9 protein-coding genes are annotated in these 17,230 nt (G+C 34.9%); all 9 read left to right on the top strand.

The window, feature by feature from the left end; all coding sequences use genetic code 11:
- The first annotated feature begins 170 nt into the window (after nucleotides 1-170).
- Nucleotides 171-3,398 carry a SusC/RagA family TonB-linked outer membrane protein gene (locus AC3E9W_RS15305; protein ID WP_488769017.1) on the top strand — a complete coding sequence of 1,076 codons (3,228 nt, stop codon included), beginning with the start codon at nucleotides 171-173 and terminating at the stop codon, nucleotides 3,396-3,398.
- 16 nt (nucleotides 3,399-3,414) lie between these two features.
- Entirely contained in the window at nucleotides 3,415-5,127 is a 1,713-nt protein-coding gene (locus AC3E9W_RS15300; protein ID WP_488769015.1) for a RagB/SusD family nutrient uptake outer membrane protein, read from the top strand.
- Nucleotides 5,128-5,155: 28 nt separating this feature from the next.
- A complete protein-coding gene (locus AC3E9W_RS15295; protein WP_488769014.1) occupies nucleotides 5,156-5,950 on the top strand; it encodes a hypothetical protein in 795 nt (264 codons plus the stop codon).
- A 1,013-nt stretch (nucleotides 5,951-6,963) separates the two neighbouring features.
- Nucleotides 6,964-10,074 (top strand): SusC/RagA family TonB-linked outer membrane protein, encoded by a 3,111-nt coding sequence (locus AC3E9W_RS15290; protein ID WP_488769013.1) that lies wholly within the window; start codon nucleotides 6,964-6,966, stop codon nucleotides 10,072-10,074.
- A gap of 15 nt (nucleotides 10,075-10,089) precedes the next feature.
- Nucleotides 10,090-11,598 carry a RagB/SusD family nutrient uptake outer membrane protein gene (locus tag AC3E9W_RS15285; RefSeq protein ID WP_306155864.1) on the top strand — a complete coding sequence of 503 codons (1,509 nt, stop codon included), beginning with the start codon at nucleotides 10,090-10,092 and terminating at the stop codon, nucleotides 11,596-11,598.
- Nucleotides 11,599-11,628: 30 nt separating this feature from the next.
- Entirely contained in the window at nucleotides 11,629-12,504 is an 876-nt protein-coding gene (locus AC3E9W_RS15280) for a hypothetical protein (RefSeq protein ID WP_306155865.1), read from the top strand.
- A gap of 149 nt (nucleotides 12,505-12,653) precedes the next feature.
- Nucleotides 12,654-14,108, top strand: coding sequence for a glycoside hydrolase family 30 protein (locus tag AC3E9W_RS15275; RefSeq protein ID WP_488769012.1), 1,455 nt, complete (start codon nucleotides 12,654-12,656; stop codon nucleotides 14,106-14,108).
- Between the two features lie 92 nt (nucleotides 14,109-14,200).
- Nucleotides 14,201-15,631: a glycoside hydrolase family 30 protein gene (locus tag AC3E9W_RS15270; protein ID WP_488769010.1), complete on the top strand. Its 1,431-nt coding sequence runs from the start codon at nucleotides 14,201-14,203 to the stop codon at nucleotides 15,629-15,631.
- A 28-nt stretch (nucleotides 15,632-15,659) separates the two neighbouring features.
- Entirely contained in the window at nucleotides 15,660-17,132 is a 1,473-nt protein-coding gene (locus tag AC3E9W_RS15265; protein WP_488769009.1) for a glycoside hydrolase family 30 protein, read from the top strand.
- The last annotated feature ends 98 nt before the right edge of the window (nucleotides 17,133-17,230 follow it).

Here is a 17,230-nt window from a genome sequence, read left to right as displayed (position 1 = left end):
AAAAGTTAAATATCATTAAATCAATTAATTAAAAAATAAATGTTGTGGTTTTGTAGTGTGTTAAGATTTAGTTTGAAGTGTTTTTGTAAAGAATTTTAATCTCAGATTATTGAAATTTAACATTATCATTGCATTAAATTACTAATTAATTAACCAAAATTTTTAGAAAAATGAAATTGACAAAATTATTTATTTTTTGTGTTTCGTCTTTACTGTTTTCTGTAGTCGCATTTGCTCAGGATGTGACCATAAACGGAATCATTAATGACGACAGTGGATTACCCGTCCCAGGCGCGACGGTTTTAGTAAAGGGGACCAATAAAGCAACTGCATCTGACTTTGATGGGAAATTTCAGATTAGTGCACCTTCTAATGGAACTTTAGTAATCAGTTTCGTTGGTTTTGAAACTGTAAATGAGGTAATAGGAGGAAGAACCAAGCTTACTATTGCTCTTAAAGCAGTATCTCAAAGTTTAAATGAAGTTGTAGTTATCGGTTACGGTACACAAAAGAAAGCTTTGATAACAGGTGCTTCTTCAAATTTCAAGGGAGAAACTTTACAGGAGTTAAACACTGGATCTGCAATGGAAGCTCTTCAAGGTATTGCACCGGGTATTAGTATTACAAGAAACAGTGGTGCACCAGGTGCAGGTACTAAAGTTACTATTCGTGGACTTGGTACAGTTGGGAACTCTAATCCCTTGTATATTGTTGACGGTGTTACAGTTGGAAATATTGACTATTTAAGTCCATCAGACATTGAGTCTCTTGATGTTTTGAAAGATGCGGCTTCTGCGGCTATCTACGGTTCTAGAGCTGCAAATGGTGTAGTTTTGGTTACTACAGTAAAAGGTCGTAAAGGAAAACCGGCTAGAATTAGTTATGATTCATTTTTTGGTATTCAAAATATTTACAAAAATCTTGATCCTTTAAATGCGCAAGAGTACATGTATATCATGGATGAGGCACGTGTTAATGACGGACTTGCTCCAAATGATTGGAAAGCTATGTTGACAAACAATAGTTGGTTGGAAACAAATTACCCAGGTGCTGGACTTCAGTATGGTAATGAAATTTGGAACAACCTTCAAAATGGCTGGAAAGGTACAAACTGGATTGATGAAATGTCTAAAAAGAATGCTCCTGTTGTAAACCATGCGCTTAATATTACAGGAGGAAGTGAAGATATTACATATTCGTTAGGTCTTTCTTACTATGATCAAGATGGTATTATTGGAGGTAATCTTGTAGATGCTGGATTTAAAAGATTGACTGCAAGAATAAACACTCAAATGGTGCTGAAAAAGAATGAAAGTCACAGCATTATTACTGTTGGGGAGAATGTAACTTTTACAAGCTCTCAAAATAGAGGAGTTTCAAATGGAAATATCTATGGAAATGATTTGCATAATGCTTTAACTCAAAATCCATTACAGCCTGCATATTGGGAGCCAGGTATTGCAAGAAATATAAGCGAATTTGGTTTTTCACCAACGTTAGATGGCTTGTCTACTAATCAAACAAATCCTTTAGCGGTATTATATTACAGAAGTAATTACAGCTATCCTAAAGATTATAAAATTGCAGGAAACGTTTTTGTAGAGATTGAGCCTCTTTCTAATTTGAGATTTAAATCGGTTTTTGGTATAGATTCTTGGTTTGGACAAGGCAGATCTATGAACCCTGTTTATCATTTAGGAGTGTTATATAATGATGCAGTTGATGGCGCTTCACAGAATTCTTATTTTGGAGCTAATTCTACTTGGACCAATACACTTTCTTATCAGAAACAATTTGGAAATCACAATGTGAATGCTGTTATCGGAGTTGAACAGATCAAAAATGTGGTTAACAATGAGTTGAGCGGTTCTAGAAATGGACTTTTATATCCTGGAGACCCAAGATATGCTTATTTAAATAATACTAAAAGCCCTACTTCAATATCAGATATTACTGCGGCTGGATATGATTCTGCTGCTGGTGGAGGAGGTATTATGTCATATTTTGCTAGAGCACAGTATGATTATAAAGAAAAATACCTACTTTCTGCAGTTATACGTCGAGATGGTTCTTCTAATTTTGGCAACGGTTATAAATATGGTAATTTCCCTTCAGTATCTGCAGGTTGGGTTATTACAAAAGAAGATTTTATGGCCAACACTTCAAAAGTTCTTAATTTCTTAAAGCTAAGAGCAAGCTGGGGACAAAATGGAAATCAAGCTATTGATCCTTTTTACTACTCTTCTACTATTGCTTATGCTTTTCCTGGATACTTTTTTGGAGATACAAAACCTGTTTCGGGACCTACATCATATCCTGCGAGAGTACCGAATCCAGTTGTTAGCTGGGAAACATCAGAACAGTTAGACTTAGGATTGGATGCAAGTTTATTTGATTCAAGATTGGGTATTACATTCGATTGGTATAACAAAACTACAAGAGACTGGTTGGTAGAAGCTAAACCTCCAGGAACTTCTGGTGCAGCACCTCCTTACATCAATGGTGGAGATATTGAAAACAAAGGTTTTGAAATTTCTGTAAGCTGGAAAGATAAAATCGGTGACTTTAAATATGGACTGACTCTAAGTGGAGCAGCAAACAAAAACAAAGTTACAAAAGTAGCAAATGCTGACGGTATAATTCATGGGCCAAGCCATGTATTATCTCAAGGAACTTCTGAAATATCAAGAGCACAAATTGGTTACCCAATTGGTTATTTCTATGGATTTAAAACTGCGGGAATTTTACAAAATCAGCAGGAAGTAGATGCTTATGTAGGACCTGAAGGATTGCCATATTTTGCAGATCAGCGCCCTGGAGACGTTCGTTTTGTAGATTTAAATAATGATGGTAAGATTGATGAGAAAGACAAAACAATGCTAGGGGATCCAAATCCAGACTTTCAGTTAGGTATTCAATTAAATCTTGAGTATAAAAATATTTATTTGAACACTACAATGGCTGGAAAATACGGAATGCAGATCATGCAGTCTTACAGATCGTTTTCTGATATGCCAAAACAAAACTATACATCAGACGTCTTTAATCGTTGGCACGGTGAAGGTACTTCAAACAAAATGCCACGTCTAAGCTCAGTTTCTAATAGAAATACAAACGAAATATCTGATATCTACATGCAAAATGCTGATTATTTAAGAATCAATAATTTAACTGTAGGTTATAATTTTAATGAAATATTGAAAGATGTTAAGTTTATAAGTAATCTGAAATTTTATGTTGCAGTAAATAACTTATACACATTTACTAAATATGATGGTATGGATCCTGATGTTCGTTGGGGAGGAGACAGTGAAAACTTTCAGTGGGCTTCAGGAATTGACTTAGGTTTATATCCGCAATCGAGAACAGTAATGTTTGGATTTAGTGCAGATTTTTAATATTAATACAATCAAAATGAAAAAACTTAAATATATCATAGCAGTTTCAGTAATTTTTATCGCAACTAGTTGTGATGACTATCTGGATCAGGATAATCTTGGAGAGAAAGATGTTAATTCGTATTACAAGTCTCCTACAGATATTGAAGAAGCGATGTCAGGTGTTTATAATGCTATTTACACAGTCGGAATTCATAGTGAAGAGCAAGTTGCTGCTAACTTGATGGATAATATGATGCTTGGCGGTGGAGGTCCAGACGATAAAACAGCAAAATGGGTTGATAATTTTGAAGACCCAGTTGAAGATACCTATCATGATATGTGGAAACAATCGTACAATGGTATTTCGAGAGCTAACGCTATTATAGAAGCAGTTCCAAATGCAGATTTTTCCCAGTATTTTAAAACTGTTGCTGAGGCAGAGGATTTTAAAAAGCAAGCATTAGGGGAAGCTTTATTTATGAGAGCATTCTTTTATTTCAGACTAGCTAAATTTTTTGGTGGAGTACCGCTTATTATGACTTACGACGCTGATAGATATGTAGCAAGATCAACGTATACGGAAACTTTTGCCGTTATAGCTTCTGACTTAAAAGCGGCAATTGAAACCATGCCGGCTACACCTTTTACCAGTATTCCAACAGCAAGATACGGACATGCTAACAAATGGGTTGCTGAAGCGTACTTGGGACGTGTATTCTTATTTTACACGGGCTATATGACCAATATTGAAAAACAGGCAACTTCAGACCTGCCTCTTGTTGGCGGCGGTACTATAACAGCTACACAAGTAGCAACTTATTTGGATGACTGTATTAATAATAGTGGACATAAATTAGCATCTGACTTTAGAAATCTTTGGCCTTATTCTTATGTAAATAAAAGTGCAGGAACAAATGTATTGCCTTGGGCGGCTACAGAAGGACTTGCATGGGTTGGACAAGATGGTGCTACGCCAACTTTTGGAACAGGAAATTTAGAAACAATGTTTGTACAAAGATTTTCTTTTGGAGATTGGAATTGGAGTAATGGTACTGGTAATATCTATACTAATAGACTTGCTTTGTTTAACTCTTTACGTGGTAATTCTTTAGTGCCGTTTGGAGAAGGATGGGGCTGGTGTACAGTAAATCCAAAATTATATGCTGGATGGTCTGATTTAGATCCTAGAAAAAAAGGATCCATATTAGAAGTTGGAAAAGCAGAACAGGGAACAGCTGGCTATGCAAAAGACAAAGGAGACCATGAAACGGGGTATTTTAATAAAAAATATACTTCATTACAGCATAACGATGGTACAGGTACTAATAAAGGTATGTTTGTTCAAATGTACGCTTGGAATAATGCAGACATGCAGTTAATGCATGCTCAAGATTTTATTTTGATGCGTTTTGCCGATGTATTGTTAATGCATTCTGAAATTACAAAAACAGCAACAGGAATGAACTTAGTAAGAGCAAGAGCAAAATTAGATCCTGTTGGATATTCACTTGAGGCAATTAAGGAGGAGCGTTTACATGAACTTGCTTTTGAAGCATTGCACTGGTTCGATCTAATTCGTTGGGGTGATGTTGAGACTGCTTTTGGTGATGTAATCCAAGTTAGAAATTCTGGTGTTGATGCTAATTATAGTGTAAAATACAGAACTGAAACTAAAGGTTTAGTTCCAATTCCGGAAACAGAAATGAGAATCTTAAATGGAGTTTATACTCAAAATCCGGGTTGGTAATATTTAATAACCATTAATAATTAGAAAGATGAAAATTAATAATATAAAATATTTACTAATTGCTGCCCTAATGCTGGTCATTTCAGCATGCGACCCAATTGTAGATGAAAAGCATTTAGAAAATTCTACAGATGTAGCTGGAGTTGAATTAGTAGCTACACAAACTCCTCCAGGAGGGAATAAAATAACTTTAAGTATGAATACACCTGGAGTTACAGGTTATTGGAACTATAATTTAGGAAAAGCACTTACAAATGAAGTAACCGTTGTTTATCCGATTCCTGGTAAATCGACTTTTACATTTGTCGGAACTTTAGGAGGTGAGTTTTTTAGTAAAACAATAGATGTGCAGGTTGATAGATTGGACACTCCATTAGAACAAGACTGGTATGATTTAGTTAGCACTAATACTTCAGCAGGTAAAACTTGGGTTTTTGATGGTGTTGGCGGAGATGAAAAATTCTGGTGGTTTATGTCTCCTCCAGATAATCCAGACAGTGCAATGTCGGCTTGGTGGAATGCTGGAGGTACTTGTTGTCCGCCGTTAGATGTTGCTGGTAGAATGCACTTTGATTTAAATGGGGGAGCAAATTATACCCATTATCAGACAGCTACTGCGGCAGCAGAAAAAGGAAGTTTTGTTTTGGATATTGCTAATAAAAAACTATTTATTTCTAATTCAAAAATTCTAGGATACGAGGCAGGAAATGCAGCTAATGAGTATAACATTGTGACACTTACAGAGGATAAATTAGTGCTTTACGTACCAAGAAGTTTAAAAGATCCTGGAACAGGTTGGACATTTGTGTACAAACCTCAATAATATTTTGTGTTAGTTATTTCGAAAAAGGAAGACTAAAAAATTCCTTTTTCGAATTCAAACATTTTTATGCTTCCATTCTTAGAGAAGTGTATTTTAAGATTTAAACTATGGTTAGTTTAAGTTAAGTTTATTGCCTGGGTAGCCCATAATTTCGATTATGGGCTATTTTTTTTGCTTTATCTTATTTCCTAGAATCTTATTTCATTTGCATTGTCTTAAACTAATATTAAGAGGATTCTTAACCAATAATTGCTTCGGTTACTCCATTTGCGGGTCATAATCAATAAATAGTGTGTTGTGTTTCCATTTGTGGCCGTATGAGAGCTTGAGAAGAGACAAAAGAGGGTTATTTAGCTTCTTTTTCAGTCCTTTAACGCCTTCTTTTACTAGCTAAAGAACTCTTTCTGCAGATAAATTCAAAAAAGCCTGTAATCAACGCAAAATTCAAGACTTAAATTTGATCAAAAAAGGACTGTTTTGCAAAAATGCTCTTAAAATGGCGTTTTTTGATTTTTTAGAACGTTATTTTTTCAAAATACTACTCTTTTAAGCGATTAAAAAGAAAGTAAATTCTTGCTATATTTTCAAAAATAAGTTTTTTCTTTCAATAAAAATTATTGTCAATAATGTAAAAAAAGTAGGGTAAAAATATGATATTCTTTATTTTTTTGACTTTATAAAAAAAGATGGTTTTTCATTTGTAATTCTTTATATAGTAGCTATTTACGATTGCCGATAGGTACTATCACGTTGTAGTTTTAACAACTTTTAGCAATTATTTCTTCAAAAAATAATGTGTAGTGTTATTTTTTAAAATTAACTTTTCTTTAGTACTATTTTTTTATTTCATAAATATCTAAATATCAAATCATTATATTTTTTTTGATGTGTTTTTATAATATTATTTTTTTGTTTTTGATGTGTTTTTGTAATGAATTTTAGATATGAAAAGTAAAATTTTAGTTTTAGTATTGCATCAAATTACTAATTAATTAACCAAAATTTTTAGAAAAATGAAATTAACAAAATTACTTGTTTTTTGTATTTCATCTTTGTTATTCTCGGTTATAGCTGTGGCTCAGGATGTCACAGTAAATGGAATGATTAAAGATGAAACTGGTATGCCTGTTCCAGGTGCGACAATTTTATTAAAAGGTACTACAAAATCTACTGCCTCAGACTTTGACGGTAAATTCCAGATGCAGGTACCTTCAAACGGATCATTAATGATTACTTTTATTGGTTACTCGACAGTAACAGAAGCGGTAAACGGAAGAACAAAGATTAATATTCAATTAAAGCCAGAATCACAATCTTTAAATGAGGTTGTAGTGGTTGGATACGGTACTCAAAAGAAATCTGTTGTAACAGGTGCAATTTCTAGTGTAAAAGCAGCCGATCTTGAAAAAGTGCCAAACGGACGTGTTGAACAGACTTTACAAGGTAGAGTAGCAGGGGTTTCTGTTGCAGCTACTTCTGGACAGCCTGGTGCAGCTTCAAAAGTTCGTGTTAGAGGTATCACTACTTTTAGAGAAGGTGGAAATGATCCTTTATGGGTTGTTGATGGTATTGCTGTAGATGCAAATGCTATTGGTTTTATTAATCAATCTGATATCGAATCTATCGAGGTGCTTAAAGATGCTGCTTCTGCTGCAATCTACGGTACTCGTGCGGCTACAGGGGTAATTTTAGTAACTACTAAAAAAGGAAAATCTGGTAAAATTTCTGTAAACTATAACGGTTTTGCAGGTATTTCGGCTCCAGCTAAAAGATTAGATATGTTGAATGCTACTCAGTATGCAACTTTAATGAATGAAAAATCTTTAAACGATGGTGGTGCTATTAAATATGCAAATCCTTCATCATTTGGAAAAGGTACAGATTGGCAGGATGCAATCTTCAATGATTCTGCTTTCAGATACACACATGAATTAAGTATTAGCGGTGGTGGTGAAAAATCTACTTTCTATGCTTCTTTCGGAATTCAAGATCAGGAAGGTATCGTTGTTACAGATATTTCTAACTATACAAAGAAAAACTTCCGATTAAACTCTACGCACAAAATCTCTGATTACTTTACTTTCGGACAAACTTTTGGATATACACACCAAAAATCAAAAGGAATTGGAAATGTGAACAGTGAGTTTGGTGGACCTTTAAGTTCTGCAATCAACTTAGATCCGCTTACTCCGCTTGTGGTAACTGATCCAGCTGTAGCTAATACGGGTTTTTATACAAACCCAAACGTTGTTAGAGATGCAAACGGTAATCCTTATGGAATTTCTTCTTTAGTACAACAAGAGATGACAAACCCACTAGGATATATCCAAACAAGATTAGGAGGTTACAACTGGTCAGATGATTTTGTTGGAAACGCTTATTTAGAGGCTAACATTACAAGCCATTTAAAATTAAGAACTACACTTGGTGGTAAATTAGCATATTGGGGAGATGAAATGTTTACTCCAACTTTCTACTTAAACCCAAACATGAAAGCTGATAGAAATAATTACAGCCAGAACAATAACAAATCATTAGCTTGGACATTGGAGAATACTTTAAGCTATGCTAATAAATTTGGAGATCATAACGTAAGTGTTTTAGCAGGACAAGGTGCTTATGTTGAAAACATTGGTGGTACTATCGGAGTAACAATGTACGGATTGCCAATTACAAGTTACAAAGACGCTTCTTTCAACTTTGACATTCCACAATCAGACAGAGTTAACAGAGCAAGTGATTTTACAGAGCACAAATTATCTTCATTGTTCTTACGTGCTAACTACGATTACATGGAGAAATACCTTTTCACAGGAATTGTTCGTCGTGATGGATCAACTCGTTTTGGTGAAAACAAAAAATGGGGAGTTTTCCCGTCATTCTCTTTAGGATGGGTACTTTCAAAAGAAGGTTTTTGGAAAGATAACAATGTAGTGAATACTTTAAAACTACGTGGAGGTTACGGAGTTGTAGGTAACGATAACATCGATGATTTTAAATATAGAGCTTTAGTAGTTGGGGGTTACAATTATGCAGTTGGAACTTCAGGAGATATTACAACAGGATACGGAAACTCTACGCTTCCGAATGCTAACTTAGGATGGGAAGAGACATCTCAAACTACTGTTGGTCTTGATGCAAAATTATTTAATGATTTTTCTCTTACTCTTGATTACTACAAAAAAACAACAAAAGGAATCTTAAGAAACATTGTAATTCCTGGATATGTTGGAGTAGTTGATGCGCCTTCTGCAAACATTGCAGATATGGATAACAGCGGTTTTGAGGTTGAATTAGGTTATAAGAAAAGACTTGGAGAATTTAACTTAGGTGTTAATGCAAACATGGCTTACTTGAAAAACGAAATTACTTATGTAGGATCATCTACAAACTTCATCGTTGGAGATGCTACTTTCCAATCTATGGGACCTGTAACAAGAACACAAGTTGGACATTCATTTAATGAATTCTACGGATTTAAAACAGCTGGAATTTTCCAAAACGAAGCTGAAGTTGCAGCATACAAAAACACAAACGGAGGTTTAATTCAGCCAAATGCTAGACCTGGAGATTTCCGTTGGGTAGATTCAAATGGTGACGGATCTATTACTGATGACGATAAGCAATTCTTAGGAACAAACGTGCCTAAATATACTTTTGGTTTTACAGTAAACTTAGATTACAAAAACTTTGACTTTATGGCCTTTACTCAAGGAGCTGCGGGAAGCAAAATTTTCCAAGGTTTAAGAAGACTAGATGTATTGAATGCAAACTACCAGACTAAAGCTTTAGAGCGTTGGGTTGGAGAAGGAACTTCAAACGATTACCCAAGATTGACAAATAACGATCCAAATAAAAACTACACTAACATGTCTGATTTTTATCTTGAAGATGGAAATTACCTACGTTTAAAAGTAGTAACTCTTGGATACACAATGCCAACTAATTTATCTTCTAAAATTGGTGCAGATAAAGTTCGTTTTTACCTAACAGGAGAAAACTTAATCACTTTTACAAAATATACTGGATTTGATCCAGAAATTGGAGGCCAAGTTTATGGTGTAGACAAAGGAGTTTATCCACAAGCAAGATCTATTTTGTTTGGAGCTAACGTTCAATTTTAATAAAATTAAAGAATCATGAAAACGATAAAATTTAAATATATATATGTAGCTGTAGCAATGGCACTTTTAGGATCTTGTTCTGAAGATTTTGTGACCATTGATCCAGAAGGAAAATTTGATACAAGTACCTACTTTTCTAATGAACAGCAATGTTATGCGGCTTTAGTTGGAGTTTACGATCCGATGAGAAAAAACACCGGAGGTTTTGAAAACTGGGTAGCCATGATGAATGCTGGTTCAGACGATTTTTATGCTGGTGGAGGTAGTTCTACAGACGGAACTGGAATTCAAAATTTCTCTACGCACTCACTTTCTTCAATTACAATTCCGGGAAGTTATTGGAACGATCACTATCAAGGTATTTCTAGAGCAAATATTTTGTTGTCTAAATTGCCTGCTGCTTCAATGAATGATGCAGTTAGAAACAGATTTGCAGCAGAAGCTAAAACATTACGTGCGCTTTACTATTTTAACTTAGTAAGAATGTTCAAAAACATTGCATTAGTTTTAGAACCGTTAACAACAGAAACAATCTATACTCCTGAGCAAGTTGCGCCAGAAGTGATTTATGCTCAAATAGAAAAAGATTTAACTGAAGCTATTGCAGTTTTACCAAATACGGTTGTTGCAAAAACTGAAGCTGGAAGATTTAACAAAGGGGCTGCTCAAGCACTTTTAGGAAAAGTATATTTGTTTGAAGGTAAAAAACCTGAGGCAGCAGCTGTTTTAGCAGAAGTAAACGGAACTCCAGGAGCGACAAACCAATACGGTAATAAATTACTGGATAACTTTAGCGATTTATGGGTTACATCAAACAAATTCAACGCAGAGTCATTAATTGAAGTATCTCACAGTAGCGCTGGTAACTCAGATTGGACATTCTGGGGTAATGGTAGAGACGAAGGAAACTCATTAAACATTATGGTTGGACCTAGAGGATATTCTAGACCAGAGGGTTCTGATGCACCAAATCTTCCTGCAGGATGGGCTTTCAACGTTGCTACTCAAAAATTATACGATGCAATGCAAGGTGATCCACGTAAAGATGCTACAATTCTTGATTTAAAAGCATTAAAAGCAGCGGGTAAAGCAGATTATATTCCAGCTTACCAAGATACTGGGTATTTCTTAAACAAATATCTTCCAAGACAGTCAGATGTTAGTACAGGAGGAGGTAACTCAGAGTTGAACTACAAACAAAATTCTTATGTAATCAGACTTGCAGATACTTACTTAATGGAAGCAGAAGCTTTAGGATCTGGCGCAAGAGCACAAGCATTACTTGATGCAGTTAGAAAAAGAGCTGGATTGGGTTCAGTTCCTGTAACATTAGCTGCTATCAAGCATGAAAGAAGAATGGAATTAGCGGGTGAAGGACACAGATTCTTCGATTTAGTAAGATGGGGAGATGCATCAGCTGCATTATCTGATAGAGGTTTTGATGCTGGAACAGATGAGATTTTACCAATTCCGTACACAGAACTTAACGGTACTAAATTGAAACAAAATCCTAATTACCAATAGTATTTTACTAATTAACCAAAACAAAAAGAAATGAACCTAAATATATATTTTAGAAAAAGTGTATACCTAATGCTAGCTTTAGCATTAGGAACACTAAATAGCTGTAGCGAAGAAGTTAATGAAAACCCGCTTGTAGCTGAAAATGTTGATGCTTCGTTTACAATAACTCCTGTTGCGGGAGCTATGAATACGTATCTTCTAACAGCACAGCCTGTTGGAGTTATCTCTTCAAAATGGGATACAGGAGACGGTGCTAGTCCGGGAAAAATGAATCAAGTGATTTCTTTACCAGATGCAGGAACGTATACTGTTACGCATACCGCTATTGGAGCTGGTGCAGCAATGGGAACTTCTTCTCAGCAGATTATTGTGGCACAAACAGATCCTGCAAAAGGAAACTTAGTTCAAGGAGGAAAATTTGAAACACCTGCCGATATAGCAAAATGGACAAATTTAAAATTAAGTCCATCAGGCGCTGCGTTTTGGTCTTTTGCTAATAATAGCGCTACGATTCATTTACCAGGAGGAGGTGCTCAAGAAGGTATTTACCAAGCTATTGAAGTTGTAAAAGATAGAGAATATACTATCGATATGACAATTTCTTGTCCTAGCGGTTTAAATGAAACTTGGTTTGAAGTCTTCGCAGGGAAAACTGTACCAACATCAGGTGTTGAATATAATGATAATGTAGTTATGGGTATAAGCACTTGGGATGGTTGCGGAACATCTAAATTTTCAGGAAGATTATCTGGAATTGGATGCAAGAAAAATAAAGTTACTGGTGACATTTCTAACGTAGTTAAATTCTCTGAAAGCGGAACAATTTACCTTGTAATTAGATCTGGAAGTAATAAAACAGGAAATGAGCCAATTACTATTACAAAAGTTGAATTCAGAGGAAAATAAAAAGTTAAGTTAAGTTTAAGTTTAAGTTTGGTTGTAAATAGCCCATAATCATTATGAGTATGGGCTATTTTTTAAATCCTCAAAAGGGTAGAACTCGATTTTTTGATTTCTTCTAAACTTCAATTTGAAACCATAATAATTGAAAGCGAATGAAAAAAAATAGCCTAAAAATTATATGCCTTTTGTTTTCTGCTGCTGCTTTTGCACAACAGCCAAAAACAAAAAAAGAGTTTACAACCAACGGAAAAAAAATAACCGTTTATACTACAGCAGAGAACTCTAAGTTACGATTAACCACTACAGATAACCTGACATTTTCTGTAGCAAAACAGCCTCTAGAAATTGAAAGTTCTATTTTTGTAGAACCAGCCAAAAGGTTTCAGACTTTTATGGGAATCGGAGGCGCGATTACAGATGCGAGTGCCGAAATATTTGCTACGCTTTCAAAAGAAAAACAAGCAGAATTTTTAAATGCTTACTACGATCAGCAAAAAGGTATAGGCTATTCTTTGCTAAGAACAACGATTCAAAGTTCTGATTTTAGCAGTGGAACCTATTCTTATATCGAAGAAGGAGATAAAGATTTGAAGACTTTTTCTATTGATCACGACAGAAAATATCGTATTCCTTTAATTAAACAAGCCATTCAGAAAGCAGGAGGAAAGCTTACAACTTATGTAGCACCTTGGTCGCCAAACGCTTTTATGAAAAGCAATAAAAATGTATTAAAAGGAGGAACTCTTCTTCCTGAATACTACCAGACTTGGGCAAACTTTTACGTAAAATTTATTAAAGCTTATGAAAAAGAAGGCATTCCAATTTGGGGAACTTCGACTCAAAACGAACCGATGGCGGTACAGACTTGGGAATCTTGTATTTATACCGCTGAAGCAGAAAGAGATTTTATCAAAAATTATCTTGGGCCAACCTTAAAAAAAGAAAATCTAGGCGATAAAAAAATTGTCGTTTGGGATCATAACCGTGATTTAATGAATTATCGTGCCAACGTAATTTACTCAGATCCTGAAGCATCAAAATATGTTTGGGGAATGGGATTTCACTGGTACGAAACTTGGTCTGGCGGTGCGCCGATGTTTGATAATGTTGGAAAAGTAAATGAAGCTTATCCAGACAAAAAACTGATGTTTACTGAAGGCTGTATCGAAAAATTTGATGCTTCTAAATACCAATTTTGGGGAAATGCAGAACGTTACGGAATGAATATGATTCATGATTTTAATAATGGAACGGTTGCTTGGACAGACTGGAATATTCTTTTAGACCAGAACGGAGGCCCAAATCATGTTGGAAATTTCTGTTTTGCGCCAATCCATGCAGATACTACGACAGGAGAGTTAATTTACACTCCATCGTATTATTATATTGGGCACTTCTCAAAATTCATCCGTTTAAATGCTGTTCGAGTTAGTACAGCTGCAAGCAAAAGCGCTTTATTAAGCACTTCTTTTTTAAATGCTGACGGAACTATGGCAACAATTGTCATGAACCAATCGGCAAATGATCTTACATACAATTTAATTATTGGTGATAAAAAGGCAGAAGTAAAAATTCCGCCACATGCTATACAAACGCTTGTTTATTAATATTTTGTAGTAAAGAAATGAAGAGGACTAATTTGAATCGTTCCTATTAGTCTTCTCTTTTTCTTTTAAATTCAAAAACTATTTTTTAAGAGATGAATGTTCAAACTAAAATATTTATATCAGCCTTTATAATCTGCATACAGTTCAATTGCTTCTCTCAGCAAAAAACTAAAATAAAGGTATTTACTACTGCCGAAAACACAAATAAGAAATTGTCATTATCGAATGATTTAATTTCAAACAACACACAAAAAACACCAACGGTTTCTATTATTGTAGATGCTGAAAAAACAGACCAGACCTTTCTTGGAATTGGAGGTGCCATTACAGATGCAAGTGCAGAAGTTTTTGCAAAATTATCTCCAAAAAAGCAGAAGGAATTTCTAAATGCTTATTACGACAAAAAAAATGGCATTGGTTATTCTTTAGCTAGAACAAACATTCACAGTTGCGATTTCAGCAGTGACAGTTATACTTATATTGCTGAAGGAGACAAGGAGCTGAAAACTTTTAATATAGATCACGATCGAAAATATAGAATTCCTTTAATCAAAAAAGCAATTGAAACAGCCGGCGGGAAACTAACTTTATTTGTCAGCCCATGGAGTCCCCCAGCTTTTATGAAAGACAATAATGACATTTTGCACGGCGGCGTTTTATTGCCTGAATTTGCTCCGGCTTGGGCATTGTATTATGCTAAATTTATTAAAGAATACGAAAAAGAAGGAATCCCAATCTGGGGATTAACGGTTCAAAACGAGCCAATGGCCAGACAAAGTTGGGAATCTTGTATTTATACTCCAGAAGCAGAAAGAGATTTTCTTAAAAATCATCTGGGGCCAACTTTAGAAAAAGAAGGATTGGGTTCTAAAAACGTTATTATTTGGGATCACAATCGAGGAGATATGCTAACCAAAAGAGCCAATCTCGTTTTCTCAGATCCTGAAGTTTCTAAATATGCATGGGGAATTGGATTTCACTGGTATGAAACTTGGAACGGAGGCCCGCCGCAGTTTGAATCTGTAGCAGAAGTTCACAAAGCTTTTCCAAATAAAAACCTCATTTTTACAGAAGGCTGCATTGAAAAATTTGATGCTTCAAAATATCAGTTTTGGGGAAATGCAGAACGTTACGGAATCAATATGATTAATGATTTTAATAACGGAACTGTAGCCTGGACAGACTGGAATATTCTTCTAGATCAAAAAGGAGGTCCTAATCATGTTGGAAATTTCTGTTTTGCACCCATTCATGCCGATACCACAAAAGATGAATTAATCTATACGCCAATGTACTATTACATTGGACATTTCTCAAAATTCATTAGACCAAATGCAAAAAGAGTGCTTGAAACGACAAGTGACAAATCATTAGTAAGTACTTCTTTTAAAAACTCTGACGGACAATTGATTACAATCGTAATGAATCAATCTGAAAAAGAAATTGTGTATTCTTTAGAAAATAAAAAAGAAAAATCGACAATCACAATTCCTGCGCATGCTATACAGACAATTGTGTACTAATTGTCAACTAACTAAATAACCACAAAAGATGAAATTTAATTTTAAAAATACCATAAAAGCATTTTTCTTCATGGCCGCCGTTTTGGCTCAAGTAAAATGTTCTTCTTCAAGTGATCCAGTAGAAAACCCGCCTGTCGATCCGCCAGTGGTAAATCCGCCAGTTGTTGTGACCAACGATGTAGATTTCTGGCTGACAAAAGGCAATCAAAGCGTTTTATTGGCAAAACAAGCAGGAGTATTAGGATTTGGCACCACAGCAAATGCGTATGCCAATATCGAAGTTAATGCAGCTCAAAAATATCAGACTATTGACGGTTTTGGATATACTTTGACAGGAGGAAGTGTAGACGTTATAAATCAGTTAAACCCAGCAAAAAGAACCGCACTTTTACAGGAATTGTTTGGTTCTGGTGAAAATGCAATTGGAGTAAGTTATATCAGAATCAGTATTGGAGCATCAGATTTAAATGCCGCACCTTTTACTTATAATGATCTTGCGGCAGGAGAAACAGATTTAAATCTTGATAAATTTAGTTTAGAAAAAGACAAAAATCTTATTGCTATGCTAAAAGAAATTCTAGCAATTAATCCGAAAATTTTAATCTTGGGAACACCTTGGTCTGCACCGATTTGGATGAAAGATGGTGCTAGTTTTAAAGGAGGCAAACTGAAAACAGAATATTATGATGTTTACGCTAAATATTTTGTAAAATACATTCAGCAGATGAAAGCTGAGGGAATTACAATAGACGCAGTAACTCCTCAAAACGAACCTTTGCATGACGGAAATAATCCAAGTATGTATATGTCTGCAGCAGATCAGGCAAACTTTATTAAAAAGAGTTTAGGGCCTGCATTTAAAGCAGCAAACCTAAACGTGAAAATTATCGCATACGATCACAATTGTGATAACCCAAATTATCCAAAAGCAATTTTGGCAGATGCAGAAGCTTTTCCATTTGTAGACGGATCGGCTTTTCATTTATACGCAGGAGATATCAGTGCATTGACAAACGTTTATAATTCGTATCCAACTAAAAACGTATATTTTACAGAACAGTGGACTTCTTCTGACGGTAGTTTTGATGGCGATTTGAAATGGCATCTTCGAAATATAATTATCGGATCGATGAGAAACTACAGTAAAAATGCATTAGAATGGAACGTAGCCAATAATCAAAATTTTGGACCGCATACAGATGGTGGCTGTAACATGTGTAAAGGTGCCATAACCATAACTTCAAGTGATAGTTTTCAGCGTAATGTTGCGTATTATATTATAGCTCACGCTTCAAAATTTGTTCCGATGGGATCAACTCGTATTGAAAGTAATTCGGGCGGAAGCTTGCAAAATGTTGCTTTTATTACGCCTTCAGGCTCGAAAGTATTGATTGTTGAAAATGATGGTGCTGCAACAGAAACTTTCAATATTAAATTTAACGGAAAATGGGTAACAACTTCGCTGGAAGCGGGATCAGTTGGAACTTATACTTGGAAATAAAATAGATTCTAAAAATAGTAGTTTCCTTCAATTTTAGACTTTGTTATTAACAAAACAAAAAAGTAGAAGAAATAATATTTATATTGAAAGTCAATTTA

The sequence above is a fragment of the Flavobacterium sp. 38 genome, from assembly GCF_057799715.1.
This window is presented reverse-complemented; position numbering and strand designations above follow the sequence as displayed.

What these genes read in the sequence shown, in the direction of transcription:
- AC3E9W_RS15305 (WP_488769017.1), top strand. Translation starts at nt 171, where the DNA reads ATGAAATTGACAAAATTATTTATTTTTTGTGTTTCGTCTTTACTGTTT.
- AC3E9W_RS15300 (WP_488769015.1), top strand. Translation starts at nt 3,415, where the DNA reads ATGAAAAAACTTAAATATATCATAGCAGTTTCAGTAATTTTTATCGCA.
- AC3E9W_RS15295 (WP_488769014.1), top strand. Translation starts at nt 5,156, where the DNA reads ATGAAAATTAATAATATAAAATATTTACTAATTGCTGCCCTAATGCTG.
- AC3E9W_RS15290 (WP_488769013.1), top strand. Translation starts at nt 6,964, where the DNA reads ATGAAATTAACAAAATTACTTGTTTTTTGTATTTCATCTTTGTTATTC.
- AC3E9W_RS15285 (WP_306155864.1), top strand. Translation starts at nt 10,090, where the DNA reads ATGAAAACGATAAAATTTAAATATATATATGTAGCTGTAGCAATGGCA.
- AC3E9W_RS15280 (WP_306155865.1), top strand. Translation starts at nt 11,629, where the DNA reads ATGAACCTAAATATATATTTTAGAAAAAGTGTATACCTAATGCTAGCT.
- AC3E9W_RS15275 (WP_488769012.1), top strand. Translation starts at nt 12,654, where the DNA reads ATGAAAAAAAATAGCCTAAAAATTATATGCCTTTTGTTTTCTGCTGCT.
- AC3E9W_RS15270 (WP_488769010.1), top strand. Translation starts at nt 14,201, where the DNA reads ATGAATGTTCAAACTAAAATATTTATATCAGCCTTTATAATCTGCATA.
- AC3E9W_RS15265 (WP_488769009.1), top strand. Translation starts at nt 15,660, where the DNA reads ATGAAATTTAATTTTAAAAATACCATAAAAGCATTTTTCTTCATGGCC.